The sequence below is a fragment of the Streptomyces sp. NRRL F-5755 genome (genome assembly GCF_001279365.1).
Taxonomy (GTDB): Bacteria; Actinomycetota; Actinomycetes; order Streptomycetales; family Streptomycetaceae; genus Streptomyces; species Streptomyces rimosus.
On record NZ_LGCW01000115.1, the window covers coordinates 68,516 to 92,950 of the forward strand.

Annotated in this window: 19 protein-coding genes, 1 pseudogene and 1 riboswitch; of the genes and pseudogenes, 16 read left to right on the forward strand and 4 right to left on the reverse strand. The window is 72.6% G+C overall.

Annotated features, from left to right (window positions below; translation table 11 throughout):
- Positions 1-201 precede the first annotated feature (201 nt).
- A complete protein-coding gene (locus ADK86_RS14155) occupies positions 202-996 on the reverse strand; it encodes a DUF4352 domain-containing protein (RefSeq protein WP_053696915.1) in 795 nt (264 codons plus the stop codon).
- 299 nt (positions 997-1,295) lie between these two features.
- Between ADK86_RS14155 and ADK86_RS14160 the strand changes: the two genes are divergently transcribed.
- The 5 genes from ADK86_RS14160 to ADK86_RS14180 all read left to right on the forward strand — a co-directional run bounded on the left by ADK86_RS14160 (position 1,296) and on the right by ADK86_RS14180 (position 7,880).
- Complete coding sequence (locus ADK86_RS14160; RefSeq protein ID WP_053696916.1) at positions 1,296-3,371, forward strand: N-6 DNA methylase; 2,076 nt, start codon at positions 1,296-1,298, stop codon at positions 3,369-3,371.
- Between the two features lie 121 nt (positions 3,372-3,492).
- Positions 3,493-4,188, forward strand: coding sequence for a hypothetical protein (locus tag ADK86_RS14165; protein WP_053696917.1), 696 nt, complete (start codon positions 3,493-3,495; stop codon positions 4,186-4,188).
- On the forward strand, positions 4,185-5,870 hold the full coding sequence (locus ADK86_RS14170) for a serine/threonine-protein kinase (protein WP_053696918.1): 1,686 nt from the start codon (positions 4,185-4,187) through the stop codon (positions 5,868-5,870). Before ADK86_RS14165 ends, ADK86_RS14170 begins: the two co-directional genes overlap by 4 nt.
- 181 nt (positions 5,871-6,051) lie before the next feature.
- Positions 6,052-6,696 (forward strand): SurA N-terminal domain-containing protein, encoded by a 645-nt coding sequence (locus ADK86_RS14175; protein WP_053696919.1) that lies wholly within the window; start codon positions 6,052-6,054, stop codon positions 6,694-6,696.
- Between the two features lie 176 nt (positions 6,697-6,872).
- Positions 6,873-7,880: a nucleoside triphosphate pyrophosphohydrolase gene (locus ADK86_RS14180; protein WP_053696920.1), complete on the forward strand. Its 1,008-nt coding sequence runs from the start codon at positions 6,873-6,875 to the stop codon at positions 7,878-7,880.
- On the opposite strand, the gene ADK86_RS14185 is transcribed toward ADK86_RS14180, so the two are convergent.
- Complete coding sequence (locus tag ADK86_RS14185) at positions 7,826-9,103, reverse strand: MFS transporter (protein ID WP_053696921.1); 1,278 nt, start codon at positions 9,101-9,103, stop codon at positions 7,826-7,828. The two genes, ADK86_RS14180 and ADK86_RS14185, sit on opposite strands and share 55 nt — an antisense overlap.
- Positions 9,104-9,257: 154 nt before the next feature.
- Here ADK86_RS14185 and ADK86_RS14190 point away from each other — a divergent pair, with 154 nt between their 5' ends.
- The 11 genes from ADK86_RS14190 to ADK86_RS14240 all read left to right on the forward strand — a co-directional run bounded on the left by ADK86_RS14190 (position 9,258) and on the right by ADK86_RS14240 (position 21,654).
- Positions 9,258-10,181: a LysR family transcriptional regulator gene (locus tag ADK86_RS14190; RefSeq protein WP_053696922.1), complete on the forward strand. Its 924-nt coding sequence runs from the start codon at positions 9,258-9,260 to the stop codon at positions 10,179-10,181.
- Between the two features lie 184 nt (positions 10,182-10,365).
- Positions 10,366-10,764 carry a DUF6479 family protein gene (locus ADK86_RS14195; protein ID WP_234317710.1) on the forward strand — a complete coding sequence of 133 codons (399 nt, stop codon included), beginning with the start codon at positions 10,366-10,368 and terminating at the stop codon, positions 10,762-10,764.
- An 81-nt stretch (positions 10,765-10,845) separates the two neighbouring features.
- Complete coding sequence (locus ADK86_RS14200) at positions 10,846-12,117, forward strand: cytochrome P450 family protein (RefSeq protein ID WP_199834403.1); 1,272 nt, start codon at positions 10,846-10,848, stop codon at positions 12,115-12,117.
- 207 nt (positions 12,118-12,324) lie between these two features.
- Entirely contained in the window at positions 12,325-13,311 is a 987-nt protein-coding gene (locus ADK86_RS14205; protein WP_053696924.1) for a transglycosylase family protein, read from the forward strand.
- A gap of 203 nt (positions 13,312-13,514) precedes the next feature.
- Positions 13,515-13,724: riboswitch (cyclic di-AMP (ydaO/yuaA leader) on the forward strand.
- 3 nt (positions 13,725-13,727) lie between these two features.
- Positions 13,728-14,417 carry a transglycosylase family protein gene (locus ADK86_RS14210; protein ID WP_053696925.1) on the forward strand — a complete coding sequence of 230 codons (690 nt, stop codon included), beginning with the start codon at positions 13,728-13,730 and terminating at the stop codon, positions 14,415-14,417.
- Positions 14,418-14,794: 377 nt separating this feature from the next.
- A complete protein-coding gene (gene eno, locus ADK86_RS14215; protein ID WP_053696926.1) occupies positions 14,795-16,081 on the forward strand; it encodes a phosphopyruvate hydratase in 1,287 nt (428 codons plus the stop codon).
- 157 nt (positions 16,082-16,238) lie between these two features.
- Positions 16,239-16,688: an FtsB family cell division protein gene (locus ADK86_RS14220; protein WP_030593780.1), complete on the forward strand. Its 450-nt coding sequence runs from the start codon at positions 16,239-16,241 to the stop codon at positions 16,686-16,688.
- 85 nt (positions 16,689-16,773) lie between these two features.
- Complete coding sequence (locus tag ADK86_RS14225) at positions 16,774-17,310, forward strand: DUF501 domain-containing protein (protein ID WP_053696927.1); 537 nt, start codon at positions 16,774-16,776, stop codon at positions 17,308-17,310.
- Positions 17,307-18,251: a Ppx/GppA phosphatase family protein gene (locus ADK86_RS14230; RefSeq protein ID WP_053696928.1), complete on the forward strand. Its 945-nt coding sequence runs from the start codon at positions 17,307-17,309 to the stop codon at positions 18,249-18,251. The genes ADK86_RS14225 and ADK86_RS14230 overlap by 4 nt, the downstream gene beginning before the upstream one ends.
- A gap of 447 nt (positions 18,252-18,698) precedes the next feature.
- Positions 18,699-20,117, forward strand: coding sequence for an NAD(P)/FAD-dependent oxidoreductase (locus tag ADK86_RS14235; RefSeq protein WP_053696929.1), 1,419 nt, complete (start codon positions 18,699-18,701; stop codon positions 20,115-20,117).
- Positions 20,118-20,343: 226 nt separating this feature from the next.
- A complete protein-coding gene (locus ADK86_RS14240) occupies positions 20,344-21,654 on the forward strand; it encodes an SAM-dependent methyltransferase (protein WP_053696930.1) in 1,311 nt (436 codons plus the stop codon).
- A gap of 75 nt (positions 21,655-21,729) precedes the next feature.
- On the opposite strand, the gene ADK86_RS14245 is transcribed toward ADK86_RS14240, so the two are convergent.
- Positions 21,730-24,249 carry an ABC transporter permease gene (locus ADK86_RS14245; protein ID WP_053696931.1) on the reverse strand — a complete coding sequence of 840 codons (2,520 nt, stop codon included), beginning with the start codon at positions 24,247-24,249 and terminating at the stop codon, positions 21,730-21,732.
- 46 nt (positions 24,250-24,295) lie between these two features.
- Positions 24,296-24,435 (reverse strand): annotated as a pseudogene (locus ADK86_RS14250) (ABC transporter ATP-binding protein); the annotation flags it as partial.

A 24,435-nucleotide genomic window follows, 5' to 3' on the forward strand; every position in this document is an offset into this window, starting at 1 on the left:
CGGGGGAGTAGAGGCGGGGAAGCAGGACGGGCCGCCGGCCCGGAACCGCGTGCTGCGGTTCCGGGCCGGCGGCCTGTCGGTGTGCGGGGTCCGTACTCGGTGCACGGGTGGGGCCCGTACTTGCTGTGCGGGGTCCTGCCCGGTGTACGGGCGGGGCCCTCCTCTGTGTACGGGCGCGCCCCGTGCCCGGCCCCCGCGCGGTCAGAGGGTGAGCTGCCAGTGGGTGCCCTTGTGGTCGAAGCCCGGCTTGACCTCCACGTCCAGGGTCTTCGCGCCGGCCGGTACGTCGAAGGCGAAGTCGGCGGTGGCGGTCCGGCCGGCCGTCAGGGTGCCGCCGAAGCCGGAGCCGACCTTGCCGTCGTAGATCCGCTCGGCGGTCTTGCCGTCCTTGCCGGCCCGCGCCTCGACCGTCACCAGGTCGCCGGACACGTCCTTGCCGCCCTTGTTCTCCAGGCGCACGGTGACCTTGTACGACTTGTTGCCCTGCTCGTGGCCCACCGCGAACTCGTCGGCCCGATAGGGGCTCGGCTTGGAGACGGTCACGTTCAGGCCGGTGCTGTAGACGGCGGTGGCGCCGCCCTGGTAGCCCTTCGCCGATGTGCCGCCGCCGTCCTTCGGCTTGGCCTCCGCGCCCTCCAGGGCCTTGTCGACCTCCTTGTTGACCTCCTTCACCGCCTGGTCGACCGCGGTGACGGTGATCACCAGGCCGATGGCCGAGGCGATCAGCGCGAGGACGCCGAAGATCGTGCCGGTGATGGCCACGCCTTTGTTGGTGGCCTGTCCGCGCTTCGCCCGGCCGAGTCCCACCAGTCCGAAGATCAGGGCCAGCAGGCCGAGGATGCCGGCGAGCCAGAAGAACAGCGGGATCAGGCCGCTGAGCAGGCCGATGAGGCCGAGGACGAGTGCGGCGATCCCCAGCCCGTTGCGGGCGGCCTGCTGCGGCGGCATGCCCATCGGGGCCTGCGGCGCGTGCGGGTGGTGCATCTGGTGCGACATGGAGATACGGCCCCTTCCGGGCGCTGGATCGGTGGATCGGTGAATCGGTGTGCAGCGGTGCACCGCGCGCCGGAGTGAACCGGAGCCCCCGTGTGAACCGGTGGTGCGATGGGTCAATAAGAGCATCAGCTGTGAACCGAGTCAACACAGTTAACGGGTTCGAGTGGATTCACGCCGTGAAGGGGGCGTTGACGCATTCGTGGGTATGCTCGGCGCCACAGCAGGCCAAGAGGGCCAGGGGCGAGCGGACGGGAGCCGGCCAGGTGGCGGAGCAAGCAGCAGCGGGGCACGCGACGGAGGTGACCGCCGCCGGGATCGCACGGCTGGCCGGAGTGGGCCGCGCCGCGGTCAGCAACTGGCGCCGCCGCCACGCCGGTTTCCCCAAACCCGTCGGCGGCACGGAGACCAGCCCCACCTTCGCCCTCGCCGAGATCGAGCAGTGGCTGCGCGAGCAGGGCAAACTCGCCGAGGTGCCGCTGCGCGAGCGGGTCTGGCAGCAGGTCGTCTCGCACCCGGCCGGCGCCGCCACCGCCCTGCGGCACGCCGGCGCCGTCCTGCTGTTCGTCCGCGACCGGCCCTCCGCCTGGCGCCAGCTGGACCACGCCGCCAACGACATCGAACTGGCCGGCATGCTGCCCGCCATCCTCGAATCCGTCCTCGCCGCGCACCTCGGCCGCCACCACCCCGTACACGGCCTGACCCGCGACGCCCTGCTGCCGTCCGCGGCCCTGGTCCGGGCCACCGCCGGACTCGCCACGGAAGGGGACGGCGACGACGGGGACGAAGGGGGCGGCGCCGTCCCGGCGTTCGAGTTCCTGCTCGGCCGCCACCTGGACGCCAACCCCCGGCAGTACACGCTCACCCCGCCCGGCCCGGCCGGTCTGATGGCCGCGCTGGCCGGCGCGCCCCGTAGCGTCCTGGACCCGGCGTGCGGCACCGGCGGCCTGCTGGACGCGGCCGAGGGCGCCGAGGAGCTGTACGCCCAGGAGGCCGACTCCGATCTGGCCGCGCTCACCGCGCTCCGGCTCGCGCTGCACGCCCCCGGCGCCCAGGTGCGCGTACACGCCGCCGACACCCTCAGGGCCGACGCCTTCCCGCGGCTGGCCGCCGATGCCGTCCTCGCCCACCCGCCGTTCAACGAACGCAACTGGGGTCACGACGAACTGGCCTACGACCCTCGCTGGGAGTACGGCTTCCCGGCCCGTACGGAATCCGAACTGGCCTGGGTGCAGCACGCGCTGGCCCGCCTGCGCGCGGGCGGCACCGCCGTCCTGCTGATGCCGCCCGCCGCCGCCTCCCGCCGCTCCGGCCGCCGTATCCGCGCCGACCTGCTGCGCCGCGGCGCCCTGCGTGCGGTCATCGCCCTGCCCGCCGGCGCCGCGCCCCCGTACGGCATCCCGCTGCACCTGTGGGTCCTGCGCAAGCCCGGCGCCACCGCGCAGCCCTCGCCGCACCTGCTCGTCGTCGACACCGCCGCACTCACCGCGGGCGGCGCCCCCGGCCGCGACAACGTGGACTGGCAGGCCGTACGGACCACCGCGCTGGAGGCGTGGGAGACCTTCGACCGGGACGGCGGTGTCGAGGAACAGCCCGGCGTACGGCGCACCCTGGCCGCCATCGACCTCCTCGGCGACGACGTGGACCTCGCGCCGGCCCGCCACCTGCCGCCCCCGCCGGCCGCCGGCGGCCCCGCCGGACTGGCCCAGGTGCGCGACCGGCTGGCCGACACCCTGGCCCGCACGGCCGAGCTGACCCCCGACCCGGCCGCGGCCCCGCAGTCCCCGCCCGCGCGCTGGCCGCTGACCACCGTCGGGGAACTGGCGCGCGCCGGTGCCCTAGTGCTGCGCGCCGGCGGCCCCGGCACGGCGACCGCGGACGCCGCGCCCGCCGTCCTCACCGAGCACGACGTGATCGGCGGTACGGCCCCCAGCGGCGCGCTGCCCGAGCCCGCCGGGGCCGCCGGGACCGCCGAGGAGCCGGTGCTCGTCGCGGCGGGCGACGTGGTGGTGCCCGTACTGGGCGGCGGCGCCGTCGCCCGCGTCGTGGACGAGGCCACCGCCGGGGCCGCCCTCGGCCGCAACCTCTTCCTCCTGCGGCCCGACCCGGCCGCCCTCGACCCGTGGTTCCTCGCCGGATTCCTGCGCGGCACCGCCAACACCCGGCAGGCCAGCAGCTACGCCTCCACCGCCACCCGCCTGGACGTGCGCCGCCTCCAGCTCCCGCGGCTGCCGCTGGCCGAGCAGCAGCGCTACGGACAGCGCTTCCGCGAACTGGCCTCCTTCGAGGAGACCCTGCGCCACGCGGCCCGCCTGGGCGAACAGCTCGTACAGGGCCTGCACGACGGCCTGACGGAGGGCTCGGTCACGCCCGGCTGATTTCCTACAACCCCGGCGGCATCAGCGGTGTCGTATATACGCTCGATCACACGCACCCGCAGCATGTCCCCGGCGCCGCGCCCATCGCACGGCGCCGGGCCTTGATCCGTCAGGAGCAGTAATGCACGGCCCCGTTACGGCACCGCCGCCGCACCGTCCCGCCTCAGGCAGGACGGTCGTCCTGCTGCGGGTGGTCTTCGTGGCGGTGGCCGTGCTCAGCCTGGGCTTCCTGGCCTGGGTGACGCTGCTGCGCGCCGCCGTCGTGCAGCGCCGCCCGCTGGGCTGGTGGGTGTTCGGCGCCGACCTGGCGCTGTTCGCCGCCGCGGTCGTGCTGGCCGGAGGCGAGGACGACAACTCCTGGCAGGCCAACACCGGCGCGGGCCTGGTCGTCTGCCAGATGATCGCCGCCGTGGTGTACTACCTCGTCGTCGATGTACGCGCGCACCGCGTCGCGCCCGGCTGGCAGACGTACGGACCGCCCGGCGCGGGCCCTGTGTACGGCGGCCACCCGGTGCCCGGCCCGGCCCCGGCCGCCATGCCGCCCGCCCCGAATCCGCCCGCCCCGAACCCGTACGCCGGAGCCCAGCCGCCGCGGCAGGCCGCCGAGCCGCCGGCGCAGGACTGGCCCTACGCGCAAACCCACACACAGGGCTCCTTCCAGCCCGGGCCCCCGGCCCGGCCCGCACCGCAGCAGCAGCCCGCCACCCAGTACGACCAGCCCGCCGCCCCGTACGGAGGCCAGCCCCAGCGCATCGACCAGGTGCGCGCTGAACTGGACGAGCTGAGCGACTACCTCCGCAGGGAGGAAGGGCGTTGAACGGCCGCGTCGTCGCCGAGCGCTACGAACTCTCCGCGCTGCTCGGCCAAGGCGGCATGGGCCAGGTCTGGATCGCCTACGACCGCCGCCTCGACCGCCGGGTCGGCGTCAAACTGCTGCGCCCCGACCGGGTCTCCGGCACCCCGGACGCGGAGGAGATGCGCCGCCGCTTCGTCCGCGAGTGCCGGGTCACCGCGCAGGTCGACCACCCCGGCCTGGTCACCGTGCACGACGCGGGCAGCGACGGCGACGACCTGTACCTGGTCATGCAGTACGTCGAGGGCGCCGACCTCGCCGACCACCTGGCCGAGCACGACCCGTACCCCTGGCAGTGGGCGGTCAGCGTCGCCGCCCAGCTGTGCGCCGTGCTGGCTTCCGTACACGCCGTGCCGATCATCCACCGCGACCTCAAGCCGCGGAACGTGATGGTCAAGCCGGACGGCACCCTCACCGTCCTCGACCTCGGCATCGCCGCCGCCCTGGACACTGACACCACCCGTCTGACCAGCACCGGGTCGCCCATCGGCAGCCCCGCCTACATGGCGCCCGAGCAGGCCATGGGCGGCACCGTCGGCCCGTACACGGACCTGTACGCGCTCGGCGTGCTGCTCCACGAACTGCTCAGCGGCGAGGTGCCGTTCGCCGGCTCGACCGCGCTGGGCGTGCTGCACCGCCACCTGTACGAGCCGCCGGTCCCGGTGCGCAGGCTCCGCGCCGATGCGCCCGAGCAGCTGGAGGCGCTGGTCCTGCGGCTGCTCGGCAAGGACCCGCAGGAGCGGCCCGCCGACGCCCAGGAGGTCTACCAGGCGCTGGTGCCGCTGCTGCCGGCCGCGTCCCGGGGGCGGGCCGGTACGGGCGCGCCGATGGACCCGACCCGGCCGTTCCTGCACCCGCACGCGCCGTGGCCGGTGCGCGCCGAGGCCCCGGCCGCACCGCCGCCCGCCTTCTCGCCGCCGCCCGCCGTTCCGCCGCCGGGCGCCGACCCGCGCGTATCCGGGGTGAGCGCCGGCCCGCGGACCTCAAGGCCGGGTGCGGACCCGTGGTCTTCGGGGGCGGGCATCGACCCACGCACCTCGGCACAGGCGGGCGCCGACCCGCGCACCTCCGGAACGGGCGGCGGCGGCCCCGATGTCGCCGCCGCCGTGGACGAGGTCAAGCGCCTCCTGGACCAGGGCCGCATCACCCACGCCGTGGACATCCTCGGCGGCATCCTGCCGGCCGCCGCCGCACGGCACGGCGCGCACTCCCCGGTCGTACGGACGCTGCGCAAGCAGTACGCGGCCACGCTCATGGACGACGGCCAGTACCGCCGGGCGCTGCCCGAACTGCGCGCACTGGCCGAGGAATTCGCACGCGACAGCGGGCCGGGGGCGGCGCGCCAGGCGCTCCAGTTCCACTACGAGGCCGCGCAGTGCCTGGAGCAGCTGGGCGAGGTGACGCAGGCGCTGAACGAGTACCGGGCCCTGCTGCCGCACTTCGAGCGCTACCCGGACGACCCCGTGCGGCCCCTGGAGATCCGCCGTTCCATCGGCCACCTGCTGCTCGCCCTCGGGGAACGCGGCGCCGCCCACGAGGCGCTGTCCCGCCTCCTGTACGACGCGGAGCGGCTGCACGGACCGCACGGCGCCTTCCCGGCCGAGGTCCGGCGCACGCTGTACTGGCTCGGGCAGGTCCGCGGCTGACCCCGTACATACGGGCATACCTTCAGGAGAGAAACCGCCTTCCGGGCAACTCGTTGTGCGAATCAGTGGCCTGGATCACGCGGACTCTTTAGCATCGGCATCGATCAACGCCAGGCCAGGAAAACAGGTAGGAAAAGCCGCACCGCCGCCGCACCGTCGTTGCACCCCGCCAGGAGGCTTGATGTTCCGCCGTAGGACCGCGCTTCCCGTTTCCGCCGCCGCCGCGCTGCTGGCCGCCGCCCCGCTGCTCACCGCCTGCGGTACGGACGCGCACCCCGGCGCCGCGGCCGTCGTGGACGGGCAGCGGATCACCGTCGCGCAGCTCCAGTCGCGGGTCCAGGACGTGCGCAGCGCCCAGGAGAAGTCGCCGCAGGCCGCCCAACTGGTGGAGAACACCGGCAAGCTCGGGCCCGCCACCCTGAACGGCATGATCTTCGACCGGGTGCTGGAACGGAACGCGAAGGACGCCGGGGTCACGGTCTCGCGCAGCGACGTGCAGAAGTGGCGCGCGGCGGCCGAACGCAGCGCGGGCGGCGCGGAACGGCTGAAGCAGATGTGGCTCCAGCAGGCCATCGCGCCCGGCGAGATCAACGCGGTGGTCCGCAACCAGCTCCTGCTGGACGGCATCGCCAAGCACATCGGGGCCGACCGCGGCCGGCCGCAGGGCCAGCAGCAGCTCGCCACGGAGCTGGCCAGGACGTCCCGGAAGATGGGCATCGACGTCAACCCGCGCTACGGCAAGTGGGACGACGGCCAGGTCATCCTCGGCCAGACCAAGGAGCCGTGGGTCAAGAACGTCTCCGGCACGGCGGAGCAGCAGACCTGAGCGGGGCCGGGGGAGGGGCGGGACGGACCGTGTGTGCAGGCCCCGCCCCGGCCGGACCGCAGCCGGGAGGAACCCGCCCGCCGGGACCGGGGCAGCGCTCGCGGCCCAAGCCCGGCCGGGCCGCCCGCGCTGCGCTCCCGTGCGTCGTTGTCAGTGCCGTGCGTTACGTTCGTCGGGTGAACGCTGACGCCACCGCCGCCCCCGACGCGCCGGACACCGCCCCCGGCCGCCTGGTCCTGCTCACGACCAGCCACCGGGTCGCGCCCGGCCTGCTGTCCTGGCCCGCGTGGCAGACGCTGCGCGCCGCCGACCGCGTGCTGTGCGCCGACGACGCCCATCCGCAGCTCCCGTATCTGCGCGAGGCGGGCGTCGCGGTGGAGCGGGCCGTGCCCGGCGCCCGCGAGCTGGTGGAGTTCTGCCGCGACGGCGGCCGTACGGCCGTCGTCATCACCTCCGCCGACGGCGACTCGGAGCTGACCGACGGCCTGGCCCGGATGGCCGGCTCGGGCCGGGAGACCATGCCGGACCTGGAGCTGCTGCCCGGTTCGTACGACCTGCCGGGCGCCCGCCTGCTCGATGTCGCGCAGGTCATGGACCAGATCCGCCGCCAGTGCCCGTGGAGCGGCGTGCGCACCCACGAGGACCTCGCGAAGTACGGCATCGAGGAGATGTACGAGCTGGTCGAGGCCATCGAGGAGGACGACCGGGAGGCGCTGCGCGAGGAGCTGGGCGATGTGCTCCTCCAGGTCGTCTTCCACGCCCGGATCGCCCAGGACGACCCGGACGAGCCGTTCTCCGTGGACGACGTGGCGGGCACCCTCGTGGACAAGCTGATCCGCCGCCACCCGCACATCTTCGGCGAGGAGGCCGCAGACACCCCCGAGGACGTCAAGGCCCACTGGCTGCGCGAGAAAGCGGCCGAGAAGCAGCGCACCTCGGTCACCGAAGGCATCCCACTCGGCCAGCCCGCCCTGGCCCTGGCCGGCAAGCTGGCCTCCCGGGCCCGTACCGCCGGCATCGACGTCCTCCCGGCGGGGGAGGGCATCGGGTACGAGCTGCTGGCGCTCGCCGTGCGGGCCGAGGCGTCCGGTACGGATCCGGAGACGGCGTTGCGGGCCGCTGCTCGTACCTACCGGGACGCGATCCGGTCCGCCGAGGAGGCCGCCTCCGGCGCCGCGGACTGAGCGTCGGGCCGCCCGTTGCCGCGGTGTCGCAGCCGCTCGGCCGTCCAGACGGCGGCGACGGCTGCGCTCACCGCCGCGCCCACGACGCACACCCCGCCCCAGCCGGCCGCGCCCCACACCGCGGAGGTGAGCGCCGAGCCGACCGCGCCGCCGACGAAGTAGCTGGTCATGTAGGCCGAGTTGAGGCGGTTACGGGCCTCGGGGCGTACCGCGTAGACCAGGTTCTGGTTGCTGATGTGCACGGCCTGCACCGCCGCGTCCAGGACGATCACCCCGGCCAGCAGGGCGGCCAGTGCCCAGGGGCCGCCCGCGCCGCCGGCCGCCAGCAGCGCCCAGGAGCCGAGCAGCAGGAACCCGCCGAGGCCGGTGACCCGGTGGGCCAGGCCCCGGTCGGCCAGCCGGCCGGCGACCGAGGCGGACAGTGATCCGGCCGCGCCCACCAGGCCCAGCAGTCCGATCGCCGATTCCGACCACCCGTAGGCGGGGCCGGACATCAGGAAGGCCATCGCCGTCCACAGCACACTGAACGCGGCGAAGGACAGCGCGCCCAGCGCGGCCCGCCGGCGCAGCACCGGTTCCTGTACGAAGAGGGCGAGCGTGGAGCGGATCAGTGCGGGGTAGCGCAGCCCGGCGCCGGTGTGCAGCGCGGGCAGCCGCAACCGCAGCAGGAGGGCCATCAGCAGCATCAGCCCGGCGTTGACCCAGTAGACGGTGCGCCAGCCGCCCAGGTCGGCCAGCAGTCCGGCCGCCGTACGGGCCAGCAGGATGCCCAGCAGCAGCCCGGTCATGACGGTGCCGACCGTACGGCCGCGTTCGGCGGGCGCCGCCAGGGAGGCCGCGTACGGGACGACGACCTGGGCGGCGACGGAGGCCAGGCCGGTGAGCGCGGTGCCGGTCAGCAGCAGCGCCCCGTTGGGCGCGCTGGCCGTAACGGTCAGGAAGACCGCGGTGGCCGCGCACAGACTCACCGCCAGCCGCCGCCGCTCCAGCAGGTCACCGAGCGGGACGAGGAACAGCAGCCCCAGGCCGTAGCCGACCTGCGCGACGGTCACCACCAGGGCCGTGGTGGCGGAGCCCAGGTGCAGGTCGCGGCCTATGACGTCGAGCAGCGGCTGCGCGAAGTAGTTGCCCGCGACCGACAGGCCGGTTGCCACGGACATCAGCAGCAGCGTGCCGCGCCCGAGCCCGGGCCGCCCCTCTTCCTGCGATTCCTGGGTAGACATCAGGTCCCTTTCCGCACTGCGCGCCACCCCGTCGGTGTTGCTCCGTCCCTCAGCCTCCGCGGCACCGGTCGATGAGTCCAACACATAGTTGTCATCCCACCCATCGTGAACCGCGATCGACGGTCGGCGGCGGGGCGCTGGCTACGCTCGCGGTATGGAGCTGCAACAGATGCGGTACGTGGTCGCGGTCGCCGAGACCGGTGGCTTCACCCGGGCCGCCGAGCGCTGCCATGTGGTGCAGTCCGCGCTCAGCCACCAGATCGCCCGCCTGGAGAAGGAGCTCGGCGCCCGGCTCTTCCACCGTACGAGCCGCAGCGTGCGGCTGACGGCCGCGGGCGAGGCGTTCGTGCCGGTCGCCCGGCAGGCGCTGGAGGCGGCCGACCGGGCCCGCGCCGAGGTGGAGGCGGCGGCCGGCGAGGTACGCGGCCGGCTCGCGGTGGGCGCGATCTCCACCGTCGCGGCCGTCGACCTGGCCCGTGAGCTGGGCGCCTACCGCGCCCGCTATCCCCAGGTGCGGATCAGTCTGCGCATGGAGATGAGCGAGCAGCTGATCGAGCAGGTCCGGCAGGGCACGCTGGACGTCGCCTTCGTCGGCCTGGTGCCGGGCGCCCGCAGCCAGGGCGTACGGGAACGGGCGCTGGCCCACGGCGAGCTGGTGGCCGTCGTACCGCCGGGCCACCCGCTGGCGGGCCGGGAGTGGACGGATCTGCCGCGGCTCGCCGAGGAGACCTTCGTGGACTTCACGGCCGGTTCGGCGGCCCGCCGCCAACGGGAGGAGGCGTTCCGCGCGGCGGGCCTGACGACCGAGGTGGCCTTCGAGGTGACCACCGTGGAGTTCCTGGCCAAGCTGGTCCGCGCGGGGCTGGGCATCGGCATGGTGCCGCAGGCGTTCGCCTCGGAGCTGACCGGGCTGAGCGTGGTGCGTGTCCGCAACGCCCCCGCCCGGGTCGAGCGCGTCGTATGGAACCGGCTGGGTCCCTCGCCCGCGGCGGCGGCCTTTCTGGCAGCGCTGGGCGTGGACCCTTCGGCCCCGGAGCCGGACCGGATGCCGACCGTACCGGTTGCTCAGAGCACCTGATCGGCGGTCCGGTTGCTCAAGGCACCTGACCGGCTGCCCGGCCGGCGATCCGATCGCTCAGCGCATCTGACCAACTGCCCAGCAGACCACCGCTGACCTGCGCCTTCGCCCCCGTACCGGCCGGACGGTCCGCTACCGGCCGCCGCCCGCGCATCGTCCCCGCCCACCCGGGTACCCGGGTCAAATGACAGCAACGATCGTTTCGGCCACACCGGCCCAGGACATCGGCTCTGTGCAGCAGGCCGTGGACTTCACCCGGGACATGGTCGTCGGCACCGGTCCGCTGGTCGCCGGGATCGTCATCGTCCTGGGGCTGATCCTCGCCGTGGTCTACGGCAGGCGCCGCCGGGACCGTGAACCCGACCCGCCCGAGCCGGAGACCCAGCCGACGCCGCCCAAGAACCCGACCGGGTACGAGAGCGAGCTGCGCGACCCCAACGAGGTGCCGCGCGACGGCGACCACCGGCTGACCCCGCACGAGCTGCCGGACTACGGCAACGCGCCCACCCGCCACGGCGAGGACCAGAACCGGGAGCGCAAGCGCTGGCAGGAGGGGCACAGCGGCTCGTTCGGCGGGGGTTAACGTCGAGGGGTGCGCCAGCAGACCCCACACCCTTCCGACGAACAGCCCGCGGCCCCCGCCGCGCCCGGCACCGCCTGCCCCGTGTCCGGCCACGGACCGGCGGCCGTCCCGCCCTGCCCGGAACTGTTCACGTGGGAGTTCGCCTCCGACCCGTACCCGGCGTACGCCTGGCTGCGCGAGCACGCGCCCGTACACCGCACCCGGCTGCCCAGCGGTGTCGAAGCCTGGCTGGTGACCCGGTACGCGGACGCGCGGCAGGCGCTCGCCGACACCCGGCTGTCGAAGAACCCGGTGCACCACAGCGAGGCCGCGCACGGCAAGGGCAAGGTCGGCATCCCCGGCGAGCGCGGCGCCAACCTGATGACGCACCTGCTCAACATCGACCCGCCGGACCACACCCGGCTGCGCCGCCTGGTCTCCAAGGCGTTCACGCCGCGCCGTATCGCCCGGTTCGCGCCCCGCGTACAGGAACTGACCGACGCGCTCATCGACTCCTTCGCGGAGCGCGGCGAGGCCGACCTCATCCACGAGTTCGCCTTCCCGCTCCCCATCTACGCCATCTGCGACCTGCTCGGCGTCCCGCGCGAGGACCAGGACGACTTCCGCGACTGGGCCGGGATGATGATCCGGCACGGCGGCGGGCCGCGCGGCGGCGTCGCCCGGTCGGTGAAGAAGATGCGCGGCTACCTCGCCGAGCTGATCCACCGCAAGCGCGAGGCCCTGGGGGAGGAAGGGGCCGACGACCTCATCTCCGGTCTGATCCGCGCTTCCGACCACGGTGAGCACCTGACGGAGAACGAGGCCGCCGCGATGGCCTTCATCCTGCTGTTCGCGGGCTTCGAGACCACCGTCAATCTCATCGGCAACGGCGTGTACCAGCTGCTGCGCCACCCCGACCAGCGCGAACTGCTCCAGAAGGCCGCGGCGGCGGGCGATACGGAGCTGCTCGCCGCCGGGGTCGAGGAACTGCTGCGCTACGACGGCCCGGTCGAGCTGGCCACCTGGCGCTTCGCGACCAGGGACCTGACCCTGGGCGGGCAGCGCATCGCCGAGGGCGACCCGGTCCTGGTCGTGCTCGCCGCCGCCGACCGCGACCCGCGGCGCTTCGCGGAACCGGACGTACTGGACCTGACCCGCCGCGACAACCAGCACCTCGGCTACGGCCACGGCATCCACTACTGCCTGGGCGCGCCGCTGGCCCGCCTCGAAGGCCGGACCGCCATCGCCACGCTGCTGACCCGGCTGCCGGACCTGGAACTCGCCGCCGACCCGGACGATCTGCGGTGGCGCGGCGGACTGATCATGCGGGGGCTGCGAGCCCTGCCGGTGGGGTTCACACCCGTACGGAAGTGATGGTTCCGCTTATACGGAAGTGACGCCATACCCCGTACGGAAGTGACGCCACGTCAGGCCGTGACCTGAGCGTGATCTCCGCTACACCGGCTTGTGACGAGCGGGCCGCACCGCTACTTTCATCCGTCTGAAAGGCCGGGGCGGGCCGTGCGGCCCACGGTCCCGGCCTTTCGACGACAACTCAACCGCCGCTCGAAAGGCAACCGCATGCGCTCCGGGACCGGCCGACACCGTCGCCCCCGTCAGGCTCCGGCCATCTTCGTCACGGCGGGAGTCGCCGGCGGCGCCCTCGCCATGCCCCTGCTCGCCGCCGCCGACGCGCAGGCGGCCGACGCCGCCACCTGGGACCGGGTCGCGCAGTGCGAGAGCGGTGGCGTGTGGAGCGCCAATTCCGGCAACGGTTTCTACGGCGGCCTCCAGCTGACCCAGGAGATGTGGGACAAGAACGGCGGCGGGGCGTACGCCTCGCGCCCCGACCTGGCCAGCCGCTCGCAGCAGATAGCCGTCGCCGAGTCGATCCTCGCCGCGCAGGGGCCGGACACCTGGCCGAGCTGCGCGGTGAACGCGGGGCTCAAGAAGGGCGGTGGCAGACCGGACGTGGACCCGGGCACCACCCCGTCGCCGGAGCCCTCCTCGTCGGCCCCTTCCTCCAGGCCCTCCCCCTCCACTCCCGCCGAGCCGTCGCCCTCCGGCTCCGGCAAGCCGTCCCGGACGCCCGAGCCCGGCGGCACGCGGACCCCGGAGCCGAAGCCGTCGCCGACCGACCCGTCCCGCAGCGGCGACGCGTCCCGTACGCCGGACCCGTCCGGTACGGGCCGTACGGACGACCCGGCCACTCCCGGCGGCGACAAGGCCACGGAGCCCACCACACCTCCGTCCCCGGGCGGCAAGCACCGCGGCAAGCCCAGCGAGGACGAGGGGCCCGCCACGGGCACCGGAGGCACGGGTGACGCGGGCCGGTCCGGCGGGGAGCACCCGTCGCGCGGCGGTGACGCGCACCGTACGGACCCGGCGTCGCCCGGCGACTACACCGTGCGGCCGGGTGACAACCTGTCAGTTATCGCCGAGGACCGCGGGGTCTCCGGGGGCTGGCCGGCGCTGTACAAGGCCAACAAAGGTGTCATCGGGGGCGATCCGGACCTCATCCACCCTGGCCAGCGCCTTGATCTGACCGCCGAACCGAGTGGTTCGTAAGTAATTGACCGGTTTGGTGAAAGTGAGACATGGATCTCGTTCGGCAACCCGCCGTCCGCCCTGTCCGTTGTTTCCAAACCTGCGACGACCTGCGGAAATGTGATGATCCTGTGATGTCTGAGGGTCAACTGGCCTCAGATGTAGGGGTTTGAACCGGCGGGCCGTTCGTGTTTACCGTCTTCATCGCTCGCCAAAGCGGGCCCTTCAGCCACACGCCGAATCCTGCCGGTGGCCGGAGGTCATACGTCGCGACAGCGCCGAAGGCAGGAGCGGGGGACCCAAGGTAAGTCGCCGGCCCCGCCCGCGGAAGCGGGACAGCCGGCTTGGGGTGAAGCCGCGTGGAAGCTCACGCGGCCGGGCCACTCACAGCCCGAACCCGACAGCTCACCTCGTAGGCGTCGGTGAGGAAACGAACCATGCTGAACACCAAGGGCAAGCACCGCCGTCCCTCCAAGGCCGTCCGCGTCGCCACGCTGGCCGGTGTCGCCGGTGCCGCTGTGGCCGTCCCGCTGATGGGCGCCACCTCTGCCTCCGCCGCGAACAACTGGGACGCCGTCGCCCAGTGCGAGTCCGGCGGCAACTGGTCGATCAACACCGGCAACGGCTACTACGGTGGCCTGCAGTTCACCAACTCCAGCTGGAAGGCCGCCGGCGGCACCAAGTACGCCCCGCGCGCCGACATGGCCTCCAAGAGCCAGCAGATCGCCGCGGCCGAGCGCCTGCTCGCCATCCAGGGCCCGGGCGCCTGGACCTGCGCCGGCGGCCACCTGGGCAAGGGCAACTCGAACGCCACGGCCGAGGGCGGCTCCTCGCAGGGCTCCCACAAGTCCTACAAGTCGAAGCGCTCCTACTCGGCGCCGCAGCACTCCTCGCGGTCCGAGGCCCGTAAGCAGGGCGAGGAGCTGGCCCGCAAGACCCCGGCCCCGTCCCACAAGTCGACGCCGAAGTCGAACCCCAAGGGCAACTACACCGTCAAGTCCGGTGACACCCTCGCCAAGATCGCCGCTTCCCACGGCACCAACTGGAAGTCGGTCTACGAGAACAACAAGTCCGTCATCGGCGGCAACCCCAACCTGATCTTCCCGGGTCAGAAGCTGGCCGTCTGAGCCCGCTGAAACCCGACGGCCCCCGGGTGACCGTGTCGCCCCGTACGTACGGCGGTACGCACGGAACGGCACGCGCCCGGGGCCGGGCCGCTCGCACCGGGAATCCGCTCATCCCGTGAGACCGCCCCGCCACGGCGTGTGAACCCCCGCACGCGCCGCGGCGGGGCTTCTCCCTTTCCGCCGGCCGCCCGGCTCCGCAGCGGGCCCGTACCACCCACGCGCCCACTTCCCCGTACAGCGAACATTGCGCCCGTACGTCCCGTGAACAGGGCCTTTGCGGGTGTTTTCGTCCCAAGGGCCGGGCTGGCGGCGAGCGGAACCCCGGGAGGCCGTTAGGCTCGTGCTGCAGAACTCCAGACACCCATGAAGGAGACAACGTGCCGTCCATCGACGTCGTCGTAGCTCGCGAGATCCTCGACTCGCGAGGCAATCCCACGGTCGAGGTCGAGGTCGGCCTCGACGACGGCAGCACCGGCCGTGCCGCCGTTCCGTCCGGCGCCTCCACCGGCGCCTTCGAGGCCATCGAGCTGCGGGACGGGGACCCGAACCGCTACCTGGGCAAGGGCGTGGAGAAGGCCGTCCTCGCGGTCATCGAGCAGATCGGCCCGGAGCTGGTCGGCTACGACGCCACCGAGCAGCGCCTGATCGACCAGGCCATGTTCGACCTGGACGCCACCGACAACAAGGGCTCGCTCGGCGCCAACGCCATCCTGGGCGTCTCCCTGGCCGTCGCGCACGCCGCCTCCGAGGCCAGCGACCTGCCGCTGTTCCGCTACCTGGGCGGCCCGAACGCCCACGTGCTGCCGGTCCCGATGATGAACATCCTGAACGGCGGCTCGCACGCCGACTCCAACGTGGACATCCAGGAGTTCATGATCGCCCCGATCGGCGCGGAGTCCTTCTCCGAGGCGCTGCGCTGGGGCGCCGAGGTCTACCACACCCTCAAGAAGGTGCTGAAGAGCAAGGGCCTGGCCACCGGCCTGGGCGACGAGGGCGGCTTCGCCCCGAACCTCGGCTCCAACCGCGAGGCCCTGGACCTCATCCTGGAGGCCATCAAGGAGGCCGGCTACACCCCCGGCCAGGACATCGCGCTCGCGCTGGACGTCGCCGCCTCCGAGTTCTACAAGGACGGCGTCTACGAGTTCGAGGGCCAGCAGCGCACCGCCGAGCAGATGACCGCGTACTACGCGGAGCTGGTCGACGCCTACCCGCTGGTCTCCATCGAGGACCCGCTGTTCGAGGACGACTGGGACGGCTGGAAGGTCATCACCGACCGCCTGGGCACCAAGGTGCAGCTGGTCGGCGACGACCTGTTCGTGACCAACCCGGAGCGCCTGGCCCGCGGCATCGAGGAGGGCTCCGCCAACGCCCTGCTGGTCAAGGTCAACCAGATCGGTTCGCTGACCGAGACCCTGGACGCCGTCGAGCTGGCCCAGCGCAACGGCTTCAAGTGCATGATGTCGCACCGCTCCGGCGAGACCGAGGACGTCACCATCGCCGACCTGGCCGTCGCCACCAACTGCGGCCAGATCAAGACCGGCGCCCCGGCCCGCTCCGAGCGCGTCGCCAAGTACAACCAGCTGCTGCGCATCGAGGAGATCCTCGACGACGCGGCGGTCTACGCGGGCCGCTCCGCCTTCCCGCGCTTCCGCCTTGCGGACTGACAGGCACAGCAAGGGCTGATCGGGCTGATCCTTCCGGGGCCGCGCGGCCCCGGCGGCAGTCAATGACGTACGTCCCCGGCGGCGGTCCCGTACCGTTGCCGGGGACGTACGTGCTCCGGGCCGCACCGGCCCGGGCCGCTCACCCAGGGAGGGCGACGTGTCCGCGGAACGGTTCTCCACCGCGACCCGGCTCAAGGCGCTCGGCGAGCAGGCCGCCGCCCGCGTCCAGCGCGCCCGCCCGCGCCGCCGCGGCCGCCTGACCGGCCGCGCGGCGCTGCTCGCCCTGGTCCTGTGCTCCCTGGTCGTCGCCCTCGCCTACCCCACCCGGCAGTACATCTCGCAGCGCGCCGAGATCGCCGACCAGCGCCGCCAGGCCGAGCGGGCCGGGCAGCGCGCCGACGAACTGCGCGACGAGAAGGCCCGCTGGCAGGACCCCGAGTACGTACGGCAGCAGGCCCGGCTGCATCTGCACTACGTCATGCCGGGGGAGACCGGCTACATCGTCCAGGACGGCTCCGGCGACGGGAAGCGGCGCACGGGCCAGGGCGCCGCGGAACGGCCCTGGTACGACAACATCTGGAACGGCCTCGACGCCGCCGACAAGTAGCCTGGCCGGGGCGCCTGAGCCGCCCCGCCCACCAGCCCGGCACCACCACACAACCGAAAGCATCATGTCCGTGTCTGAACACCGCATGCCCCCGCCGCAGACCGAGCGCACCGAACCGACCGAGGCGGACATCGCGGCCTTCAAGGAACAGCTCGGCCGCCCGCCGCGCGGCCTGCGCGCCATCGCGCACCGCTGCCCCTGCGGGCAGCCGGACGTCGTCGAGACCGCCCCGCGCCTGGAGGACGGCACCCCCTTCCCCACGCTCTACTACCTCACCTGCCCGCGCGCGGCCTCCGCGATCGGCACGCTGGAGGCCAACGGCGTGATGAAGGAGATGACCGAGCGGCTGGGCCGGGACCCGGAGCTGGCCGCGAAGTACCGGGCCGCCCACGAGGACTACATCCGGCGCCGCGACGAGATCGAGGAGCTCCAGGGCTTCCCCAGCGCGGGCGGCATGCCGGACCGGGTCAAGTGCCTGCACGTCCTGGTCGGCCACTCGCTGGCGGCGGGCCCCGGCGTCAACCCGCTCGGCGACGAGGCGCTGGCGATGCTGCCGCAGTGGTGGCGCAAGGGCCCGTGCGTGACCCCCTGCCAGGAGCCGGGCGAAGGAGAAGGCGAATGAGGCGCGTCGCCGCCGTCGACTGCGGCACCAACTCCATCCGCCTGCTCGTCGCCGACCTCGACCCGGCGACCGGCGAGCTGAAGGACCTGGACCGCCGGATGACGATCGTGCGCCTGGGCCAGGGCGTGGACCGTACGGGCCGGCTGGCCCCCGAGGCGCTGGAGCGCACCTTCGCGGCCTGCCGCGAGTACGCCGGGATCATCCGTGAGCTGGGGGCCGAGAAGCTCCGCTTCGTCGCCACCTCCGCCTCCCGCGACGCCGAGAACCGCGACGACTTCGTACGCGGTGTGCGGGACATCCTCGGCGTCGAGCCCGAGGTGATCACCGGCGACCAGGAGGCCGAGTTCTCCTTCACCGGGGCCACGAAGGAACTGACCGGCCGCACCGACCTGGCGACGCCCTACCTGGTCGTCGACATCGGCGGCGGCTCCACCGAGTTCGTCCTCGGCTCGGACGCCGTACGCGCCGCCCGCTCCGTGGACATCGGCTGTGTCCGTATGACCGAACGCCACCTCGTACAGGACGGCAGGATCATCGCCGATCCGCCCGGCGAGGACCGCGTCGCCGCCATAAAGGCCGACCTCGCCCGGGCCCTGGACCAGGCAGCGGAAACCGTTCCCCTCGCCGAGGCCCGCACCCTGGTCGGCCTGGCCGGCTCGGTCACCACCGTCGCCGCCATCGCCCTGAACCTGTCGGAGTACGACTCCGCCGCCATCCACCACTCCCGCATCCCCCTCTCCCAGGTCCGCGAGATCACCCAGCGCCTCCTCACCACCACCCACGAGGAGCGCGCCAAGATCCCGGCCATCCACCCGGGCCGGGTGGACGTCATCGCGGCGGGGGCCCTCGTCCTCTTGTCGATCATGGAACGGATCGGCGCCGAGGAGGTCGTGGTCTCGGAGCACGACATCCTGGACGGGATCGCCTGGAGCTGCGCGTAAGCCGTGCGGGACGGCCGCCCGGGTGCCCGGCGTCCGGGCGGCGCCGGAGCACCCTCCGGCCGCCCCGTCCAGGGCCCTCCAGACCCCTTCAGGGCCGCTGAAGGCCCCCTTCCGCGAAAAACTTCGTGAAACTCTTCACATGAAAAAACCGCCCACCGGGCGCACAAACCGGGCACCAGGCCCTACTTCTGAGGCCGTAGGCCCCTGGCGCCGCAAAAATGTGTGGTTTCAGCGGTGTTAAAGAGATCCTTACGGGACGGGTGGTCCAGCCGTTCCCGAGGTCGCAATCCCTGATCAACAAGGGTGTCCAACGCTTCGGAGGGTACGGTGGTTCCCCTCTGGAGCTATGGCGTCGATCACGAAGGCGCGGAGTGTAGCAGACGCCCCCCGCAACCTTGTGAAGGGGCTCACGAGGGGTGCTCCGAGTGGGGGTGGATACTCGATTGCATGAGCACCACGGAGCGTCCCAGGATCCTCGTTGTAGGCGGTGGGTACGTAGGTTTGTACGCGGCACGCCGCATCCTCAAGAAGATGCGGTACGGCGAGGCGACGGTCACGGTCGTCGACCCGCGCTCGTACATGACGTACCAGCCCTTCCTCCCTGAAGCTGCGGCCGGCAGCATCTCTCCCCGCCACGTCGTGGTGCCGCTGCGACGCGTGCTCCCGAAGGCGGAGGTCCTCACCGGCCGCGTCACCACGATCGACCAGGACCGCAAGGTCGCCACGATCGCGCCGCTGGTCGGCGAGGCGTACGAGCTGCCCTTCGACTACCTGGTCATCGCCATGGGCGCGGTCTCCCGCACCTTCCCGATCCCCGGCCTCGCCGAGAACGGCATCGGCATGAAGGGCATCGAGGAGGCCATCGGCCTGCGCAACCACGTGCTGGAGCAGCTCGACAAGGCCGACTCCACGACCGACGAGGAGGTCCGCCGCAAGGCGCTGACCTTCGTCTTCGTCGGCGGCGGCTTCGCCGGTGCGGAGACCGTCGGCGAGGTCGAGGACATGGCCCGCGACGCCGCGAAGTACTACAAGAACGTCAAGCGCGAGGACATGCGCTTCATCCTGGTCGACGTCGCGGACAAGATCCTGCCCGAGGTCGGCCCGAAGCTCGGCGCCTACGGCAAGGAGCACCTGGAGAGCCGCGGGGTCGAGATCTACCTCGGCACCAGCACCAAGTCCTGCGTCGACGGCCACGTGGTGCTGAGCAACGACCTGGAGGTCGACTCCAACACCATCGTGTGGACCGCCGGCGTCAAGCCGAACCCGGCGCTCTCGCGCTTCGGTCTGCCGCTGGGCCCGCGCGGTCACGTCGACACGCAGGCCACCCTCCAGGTGCAGGGCACCGACTACATCTGGGCCGCGGGCGACAACGCCCAGGTCCCGGACCTGGTCGGCCGCAAGGCGGGCAACGAGAACGCCTGGTGCCCGCCGAACGCCCAGCACGCGCTGCGCCAGGCCAAGGTCCTCGGCGACAACGTGATCTCCGGCATGCGGGGCTTCCCGCAGAAGGAGTACAGCCACGCCAACAAGGGCGCGGTCGCGGGCCTGGGTCTGCACAAGGGCGTCGCGATGATCGTCCTCGGCAAGACGAAGATCAAGCTGAAGGGCCGGCTGGCCTGGTACATGCACCGCGCGTACCACGGCATGGCGATGCCGACCTTCAACCGCAAGATCCGCGTCTTCGCCGACTGGACCCTCGGCATGTTCCTCAAGCGCGAGATCACCTCGCTCGGTGCGATGGAGAACCCGCGCGAGGAGTTCTACGAGGCCGCCAAGCCGGCCCCGGCGCCCGCCGCCGCGGCCGACGACAAGGCGAAGGCCGACAACGCCGACAACAACGACAAGGCGAAGGCCAAGGCTTCCTGACCTTCCCGTTGGGATGACGCCGTCCGGCGCGCGTCACCCCGTACACCACCGCCGAAGGGGCGGCTGCCATCCGTGGTGCGGCCGCCCCTTCGGCGTATTCGTTGTGGCGCCCCGCGGCCGTTTTGCTGTTCCCTTACGAACGAGCGGGACTACCGGGACTCCCGAACGGCGTTTACGTGGTGGGTGAAACTTCTTCGCCCTTCCCGTCAACACGGAGGTGTGCGACATGGCCGACGCCGCTGGACGGCTCTCCAAGCTCGCCGAGGAAGTGCTGGGAGCCCCGCTCCCGATCCGCATCCGCGCCTGGGACCGCAGCGAGTACGGCCCGCCGGGAGCACCCGTGCTGGTGATACACAACCGCCGCGCCCTGCGCCGCCTCCTGTTCAAGCCGGGCGAGTTGGGCCTCGCGCGCGCTTGGGTGGCCGGTGACATCGACGTGGAGGGCGATCTGTACAAGGCCCTGGATCTGCTGTCGGGGCTGATCTGGGAACGCGGTACGTCGGCCGAGAAGCCCCGGCGGGCCGCCGCCCTGCGCGCGCTGGCCAAGCCGGAGATCCGTGCCGCCGCCCGCGAACTGGTGACCCTGGCGGGCCTCCCCGTACCGCCCAAGCCGCCCGCCGAAGAGGCACCCAAGAGCCACGGGCCGCTGCACACCCTGCGCCGGGACAAGGAAGCCATCAGCCACCACTACGACGTGGGCAACGACTTCTACGAGCTGGTGCTCGGCCCCTCGATGGTCTACTCGTGCGCGTACTGGGAGAGCCCCGACGCCACCCTGGAGGAGGCCCAGCGCGACAAGCTGGACCTGATCTGCCGCAAGCTGCGCCTGGAGGAGGGGCAGCGGCTGCTGGACGTGGGCTGCGGCTGGGGCTCGATGGCCCTGCACGCCGCCCGCGAGTACGGCGTACGGGTCGTCGGCATCACCCTCTCCGAGGAGCAGGCCGCCTACGGCCGCAAGCGCGTCGCCGAGGCCGGCCTCGCGGACCGTATCGAGATCCGCGTCCAGGACTACCGCGAGGTCCACGACGAGCCGTTCGACGCGATCTCCTCCATCGGCATGGCCGAGCACGTCGGCCGCGCCCGCTACGCCGAGTACGCCGCCGACCTGTACGCGCTGCTCAAGCCCGGCGGGCGGCTGCTCAACCACCAGATCGCCCGCCGCCCGCTGGCGGACGAGGACTCCTACCACGTCGACGAGTTCATCGACCGGTACGTCTTCCCGGACGGCGAGCTGGCCCCGGTCGGCCGCACCGTCGGGCAGCTGGAGGACGCCGGGTTCGAGGTGCGGGACGTGGAGGCGATCCGCGAGCACTACGCGCTGACGCTGCGCGCCTGGGTGGCCAATCTGGAGGCGCACTGGAAGGAAGCGGTCCGCCTGACGTCGCCGGGCCGGGCCCGGGTGTGGCGGCTGTACATGGCCGCCTCCGCGCTGTCCTTCGAGCGCAACAAGATAGGGGTCAACCAGGTCCTGGCCGTCCGCACGCCGGAGCCCGGCACTTCGGGGCTGCCGCTGCGCGCCCGTGAGTGGCGCGGCTGACACGGCACAGGAAGGGCCCCGGTGCCCGGCCGCCTCGCGCGGTCCGGGCACCGGGGCCCTTCCGTACGGTGTCCGCTACTCGGCCTTGATCGCCGCCAGCATGTTCAGCTTCGCGGCCCGCCGGGCCGGCCACAGCGCGGCCAGCATGCCGACCACCGCGGCGAGCGCCAGGAAGACGACCAGCTCGTACGTGGCCATCGAGGAGCCGATCAGCTCACCGGCCGCCCAGCCGAAGAAGACGCCCAGGCCGATGCCGAGAACCCCGCCGAACAGCGCGATGACCAGCGACTCCAGCCGCACCATCCGCTTGATGCCGGACCGGTCCAGGCCGATCGCCCGCAGCATGCCGATCTCCTGCTGCCGCTCGAAGACCGACATCGCCAGGGTGTTGACCACGCCGAGCACTGCGACGACCACGGCCATGGCGAGCAGCCCGTAGAGCATGTTCAGCATCAGATTGATCATCTTCGCGATGCTCTCGGACACGTCCTTCTTGTCCTGCACGGAGATCGCCGGGTTCTTGCCGAGCGTCTCGACCAGGGAGTCCTTGGTGGCCTCGGACGCGCCGTCCTTCGTCTTGACCAGCACCCGCATGTCGGCGGGCTTCTTCTGGTGCGGGGCCAGCACGGAGGTGTCCAGCAGGATGCCGTGCAGCATGTCGTTGCCCTCGAAGACACCGGAGACGGTGAGCCGCCCCTTCCTGCCGTCCTCGAAGGTCGTCGCGAAGGACGAGCCGACCTGCCAGCCGTGCTGCTTGGCGGTGGCGCTGTCGACGACCGCCCGGTTCGCCTCCGGGGTGCCGAGCCCGTCGAAGGAGCCCGCGGTGAACTTCAGGTTCGTCAGCTCGCCGATCGCCTTGCCGTCGACCCCGGTCAGGTACTCCGTCTCGCCGCCGACCCGGGCGGCGGCGCTGCGCAGCGGACTGGAGGCGGTCACCTGGGGGTCGGCCGCCAGCTTCTTCGCCACGTCGGGGGAGAGCGGGCTCATGGTGGCCATGCCGACGACGTAGTCCGCCTTCAGGGCGTCGGTCGCCATCTTGTCGACGCCCTTCTGGACGCTGCCCGCGATCACGGTCAGGCCGGTGACCAGGGTGAGGCCGATCATCAGGGCGGAGGCGGTGGCGGCCGTACGGCGCGGGTTGCGCACCGCGTTCTGCCGGGCCAGCTTGCCCGAGACGCCGAAGGCGCGCAGGACGGGCGCGGCGGCCGCGATCAGCGGGCGGGACAGCAGCGGGGTCAGGACGAAGACACCGATCAGGAGCAGCCCGGCGCCGAGCGCCATCAGGCCCTTGCCGTCGGCGCCGATCGCGGTGGCGCCCAGCACGCAGGCGATGCCCGCGGCGGCGAGGACCGCGCCGATGGCGTTGCGTACCACCAGGGACTTGGTGGTGGCCGCGGCGTGCACGCTGTTCATCGCGGCGACCGGCGGGATCTTCGCGGCGCGGCGGCCCGGCAGCCAGGCGGCGAGCACCGTCACCACGATGCCGACCAGCAGCGAGGTGACGACGGTCGAGGGGGCGACGACCAGCGGGCCGTCCGGGACGGTGCCGAGCGCACCGGTCAGCGCGCGCAGCCCGGCGCCGATGCCGATACCGGCCAGCAGACCGGTGACGGCGGCGACCGCGCCGACCACGAACGCCTCGATGAGCACCGAGCGGGTGACCTGGCGGCGGCTCGCGCCGACCGCGCGCATCAGGGCCAGTTCCTTGGTGCGCTGGGCGACCAGCATGGTGAAGGTGTTGGCGATGATGAAGATGCCGACGAAGAGCGCGATGCCGGCGAAGACCAGCAGGCCGGTCTTCATGTTGTCCATGCTCTTGGCGATCATCTCGGCCTGGTCGTCGGCCATCTTCTTGCCGGTGACGGACTCGGCGGTACCCGGCAGCACCTTGTCGACCGCCGACTTCAGCGCGTCCTGGGACGTGCCGGGCGCGGCCTTCACGTCGATCTCGCTGAACTCGCCGGGCGCGGCGAACAGCTTCTGCGCCGTCGCGGTGTCGAACAGCGCGAGGCTGCCGCCCGCGGCGACCGCGCCGTCGTCGGTGGTGAAGATGCCGGAGACCTTCGCCTCGCGGACCGGCCCGTCGACGGACAGCCGTACGGTGTCGCCGACCCGGTAACCGGTCTGCTCGGCGGTACCGGAGTCCAGGGCGACCTGGTGCGGCCCCTTGGGCGCGGTCCCGGACGTCATCGGGAAGCGGGCGTCCTTGCCGTCCGGGCCGGGGTAGTAGTTGCGGCCCTTCGAGCCGGCGCCGTTGCCGGCGAGCTTGCCGCTCTTGTCGGCGATGGCGGTGAAGCCCTCGACGGTGCCGGTGGCGCCGGCCGCGCCGGGGACCTTGCCGGCCCGGTCGAGCAGCGCCTGGCTCAGCCCGGGGGCCTTGCCCGGCCTGGCGTCGGCGGCGTCCGAGCGGTGCGGCTGGACGGCCACGTCGACGCCGGAGAAGCCCTTCTGGGAGCTCTTCTGCGTGGCGTCGGAGAGGGTGGAGGTGAAGACCAGGGTGCCGGAGACGAAGGCCACGCCGAGCATGACGGCGAGGACGGTCATCAGCAGCCGGGCCTTGTGCGCGAGCACATTGCGCACGGCGGTACGGAACATCGTCAGTCCTGTGGGAGAAGGGCGGTGGACGGGCTGCGGGTACGGGTCAGCTGACCCGGCCCCTGGCGTCGAAGCCCTTCATGCGCTCCAGCACCCGGTCGGCGGTGGGGTCGGCCATGTCGTCCACGATCCGGCCGTCGGCGAGGAAGATCACGCGGTCCGCGTAGGCCGCCGCCACCGGGTCGT

Coding starts and splice junctions, on each gene's coding strand:
- ADK86_RS14155 (WP_053696915.1), bottom strand. CDS start 996: ATGTCGCACCAGATGCACCACCCGCACGCGCCGCAGGCCCCGATGGGC.
- ADK86_RS14165 (WP_053696917.1), top strand. CDS start 3,493: ATGCACGGCCCCGTTACGGCACCGCCGCCGCACCGTCCCGCCTCAGGC.
- ADK86_RS14175 (WP_053696919.1), top strand. CDS start 6,052: ATGTTCCGCCGTAGGACCGCGCTTCCCGTTTCCGCCGCCGCCGCGCTG.
- ADK86_RS14185 (WP_053696921.1), bottom strand. CDS start 9,103: ATGTCTACCCAGGAATCGCAGGAAGAGGGGCGGCCCGGGCTCGGGCGC.
- ADK86_RS14190 (WP_053696922.1), top strand. CDS start 9,258: ATGGAGCTGCAACAGATGCGGTACGTGGTCGCGGTCGCCGAGACCGGT.
- ADK86_RS14195 (WP_234317710.1), top strand. CDS start 10,366: ATGACAGCAACGATCGTTTCGGCCACACCGGCCCAGGACATCGGCTCT.
- ADK86_RS14205 (WP_053696924.1), top strand. CDS start 12,325: ATGCGCTCCGGGACCGGCCGACACCGTCGCCCCCGTCAGGCTCCGGCC.
- ADK86_RS14210 (WP_053696925.1), top strand. CDS start 13,728: ATGCTGAACACCAAGGGCAAGCACCGCCGTCCCTCCAAGGCCGTCCGC.
- ADK86_RS14225 (WP_053696927.1), top strand. CDS start 16,774: ATGCCCCCGCCGCAGACCGAGCGCACCGAACCGACCGAGGCGGACATC.
- ADK86_RS14230 (WP_053696928.1), top strand. CDS start 17,307: ATGAGGCGCGTCGCCGCCGTCGACTGCGGCACCAACTCCATCCGCCTG.
- ADK86_RS14235 (WP_053696929.1), top strand. CDS start 18,699: ATGAGCACCACGGAGCGTCCCAGGATCCTCGTTGTAGGCGGTGGGTAC.
- ADK86_RS14240 (WP_053696930.1), top strand. CDS start 20,344: ATGGCCGACGCCGCTGGACGGCTCTCCAAGCTCGCCGAGGAAGTGCTG.
- ADK86_RS14245 (WP_053696931.1), bottom strand. CDS start 24,249: ATGTTCCGTACCGCCGTGCGCAATGTGCTCGCGCACAAGGCCCGGCTG.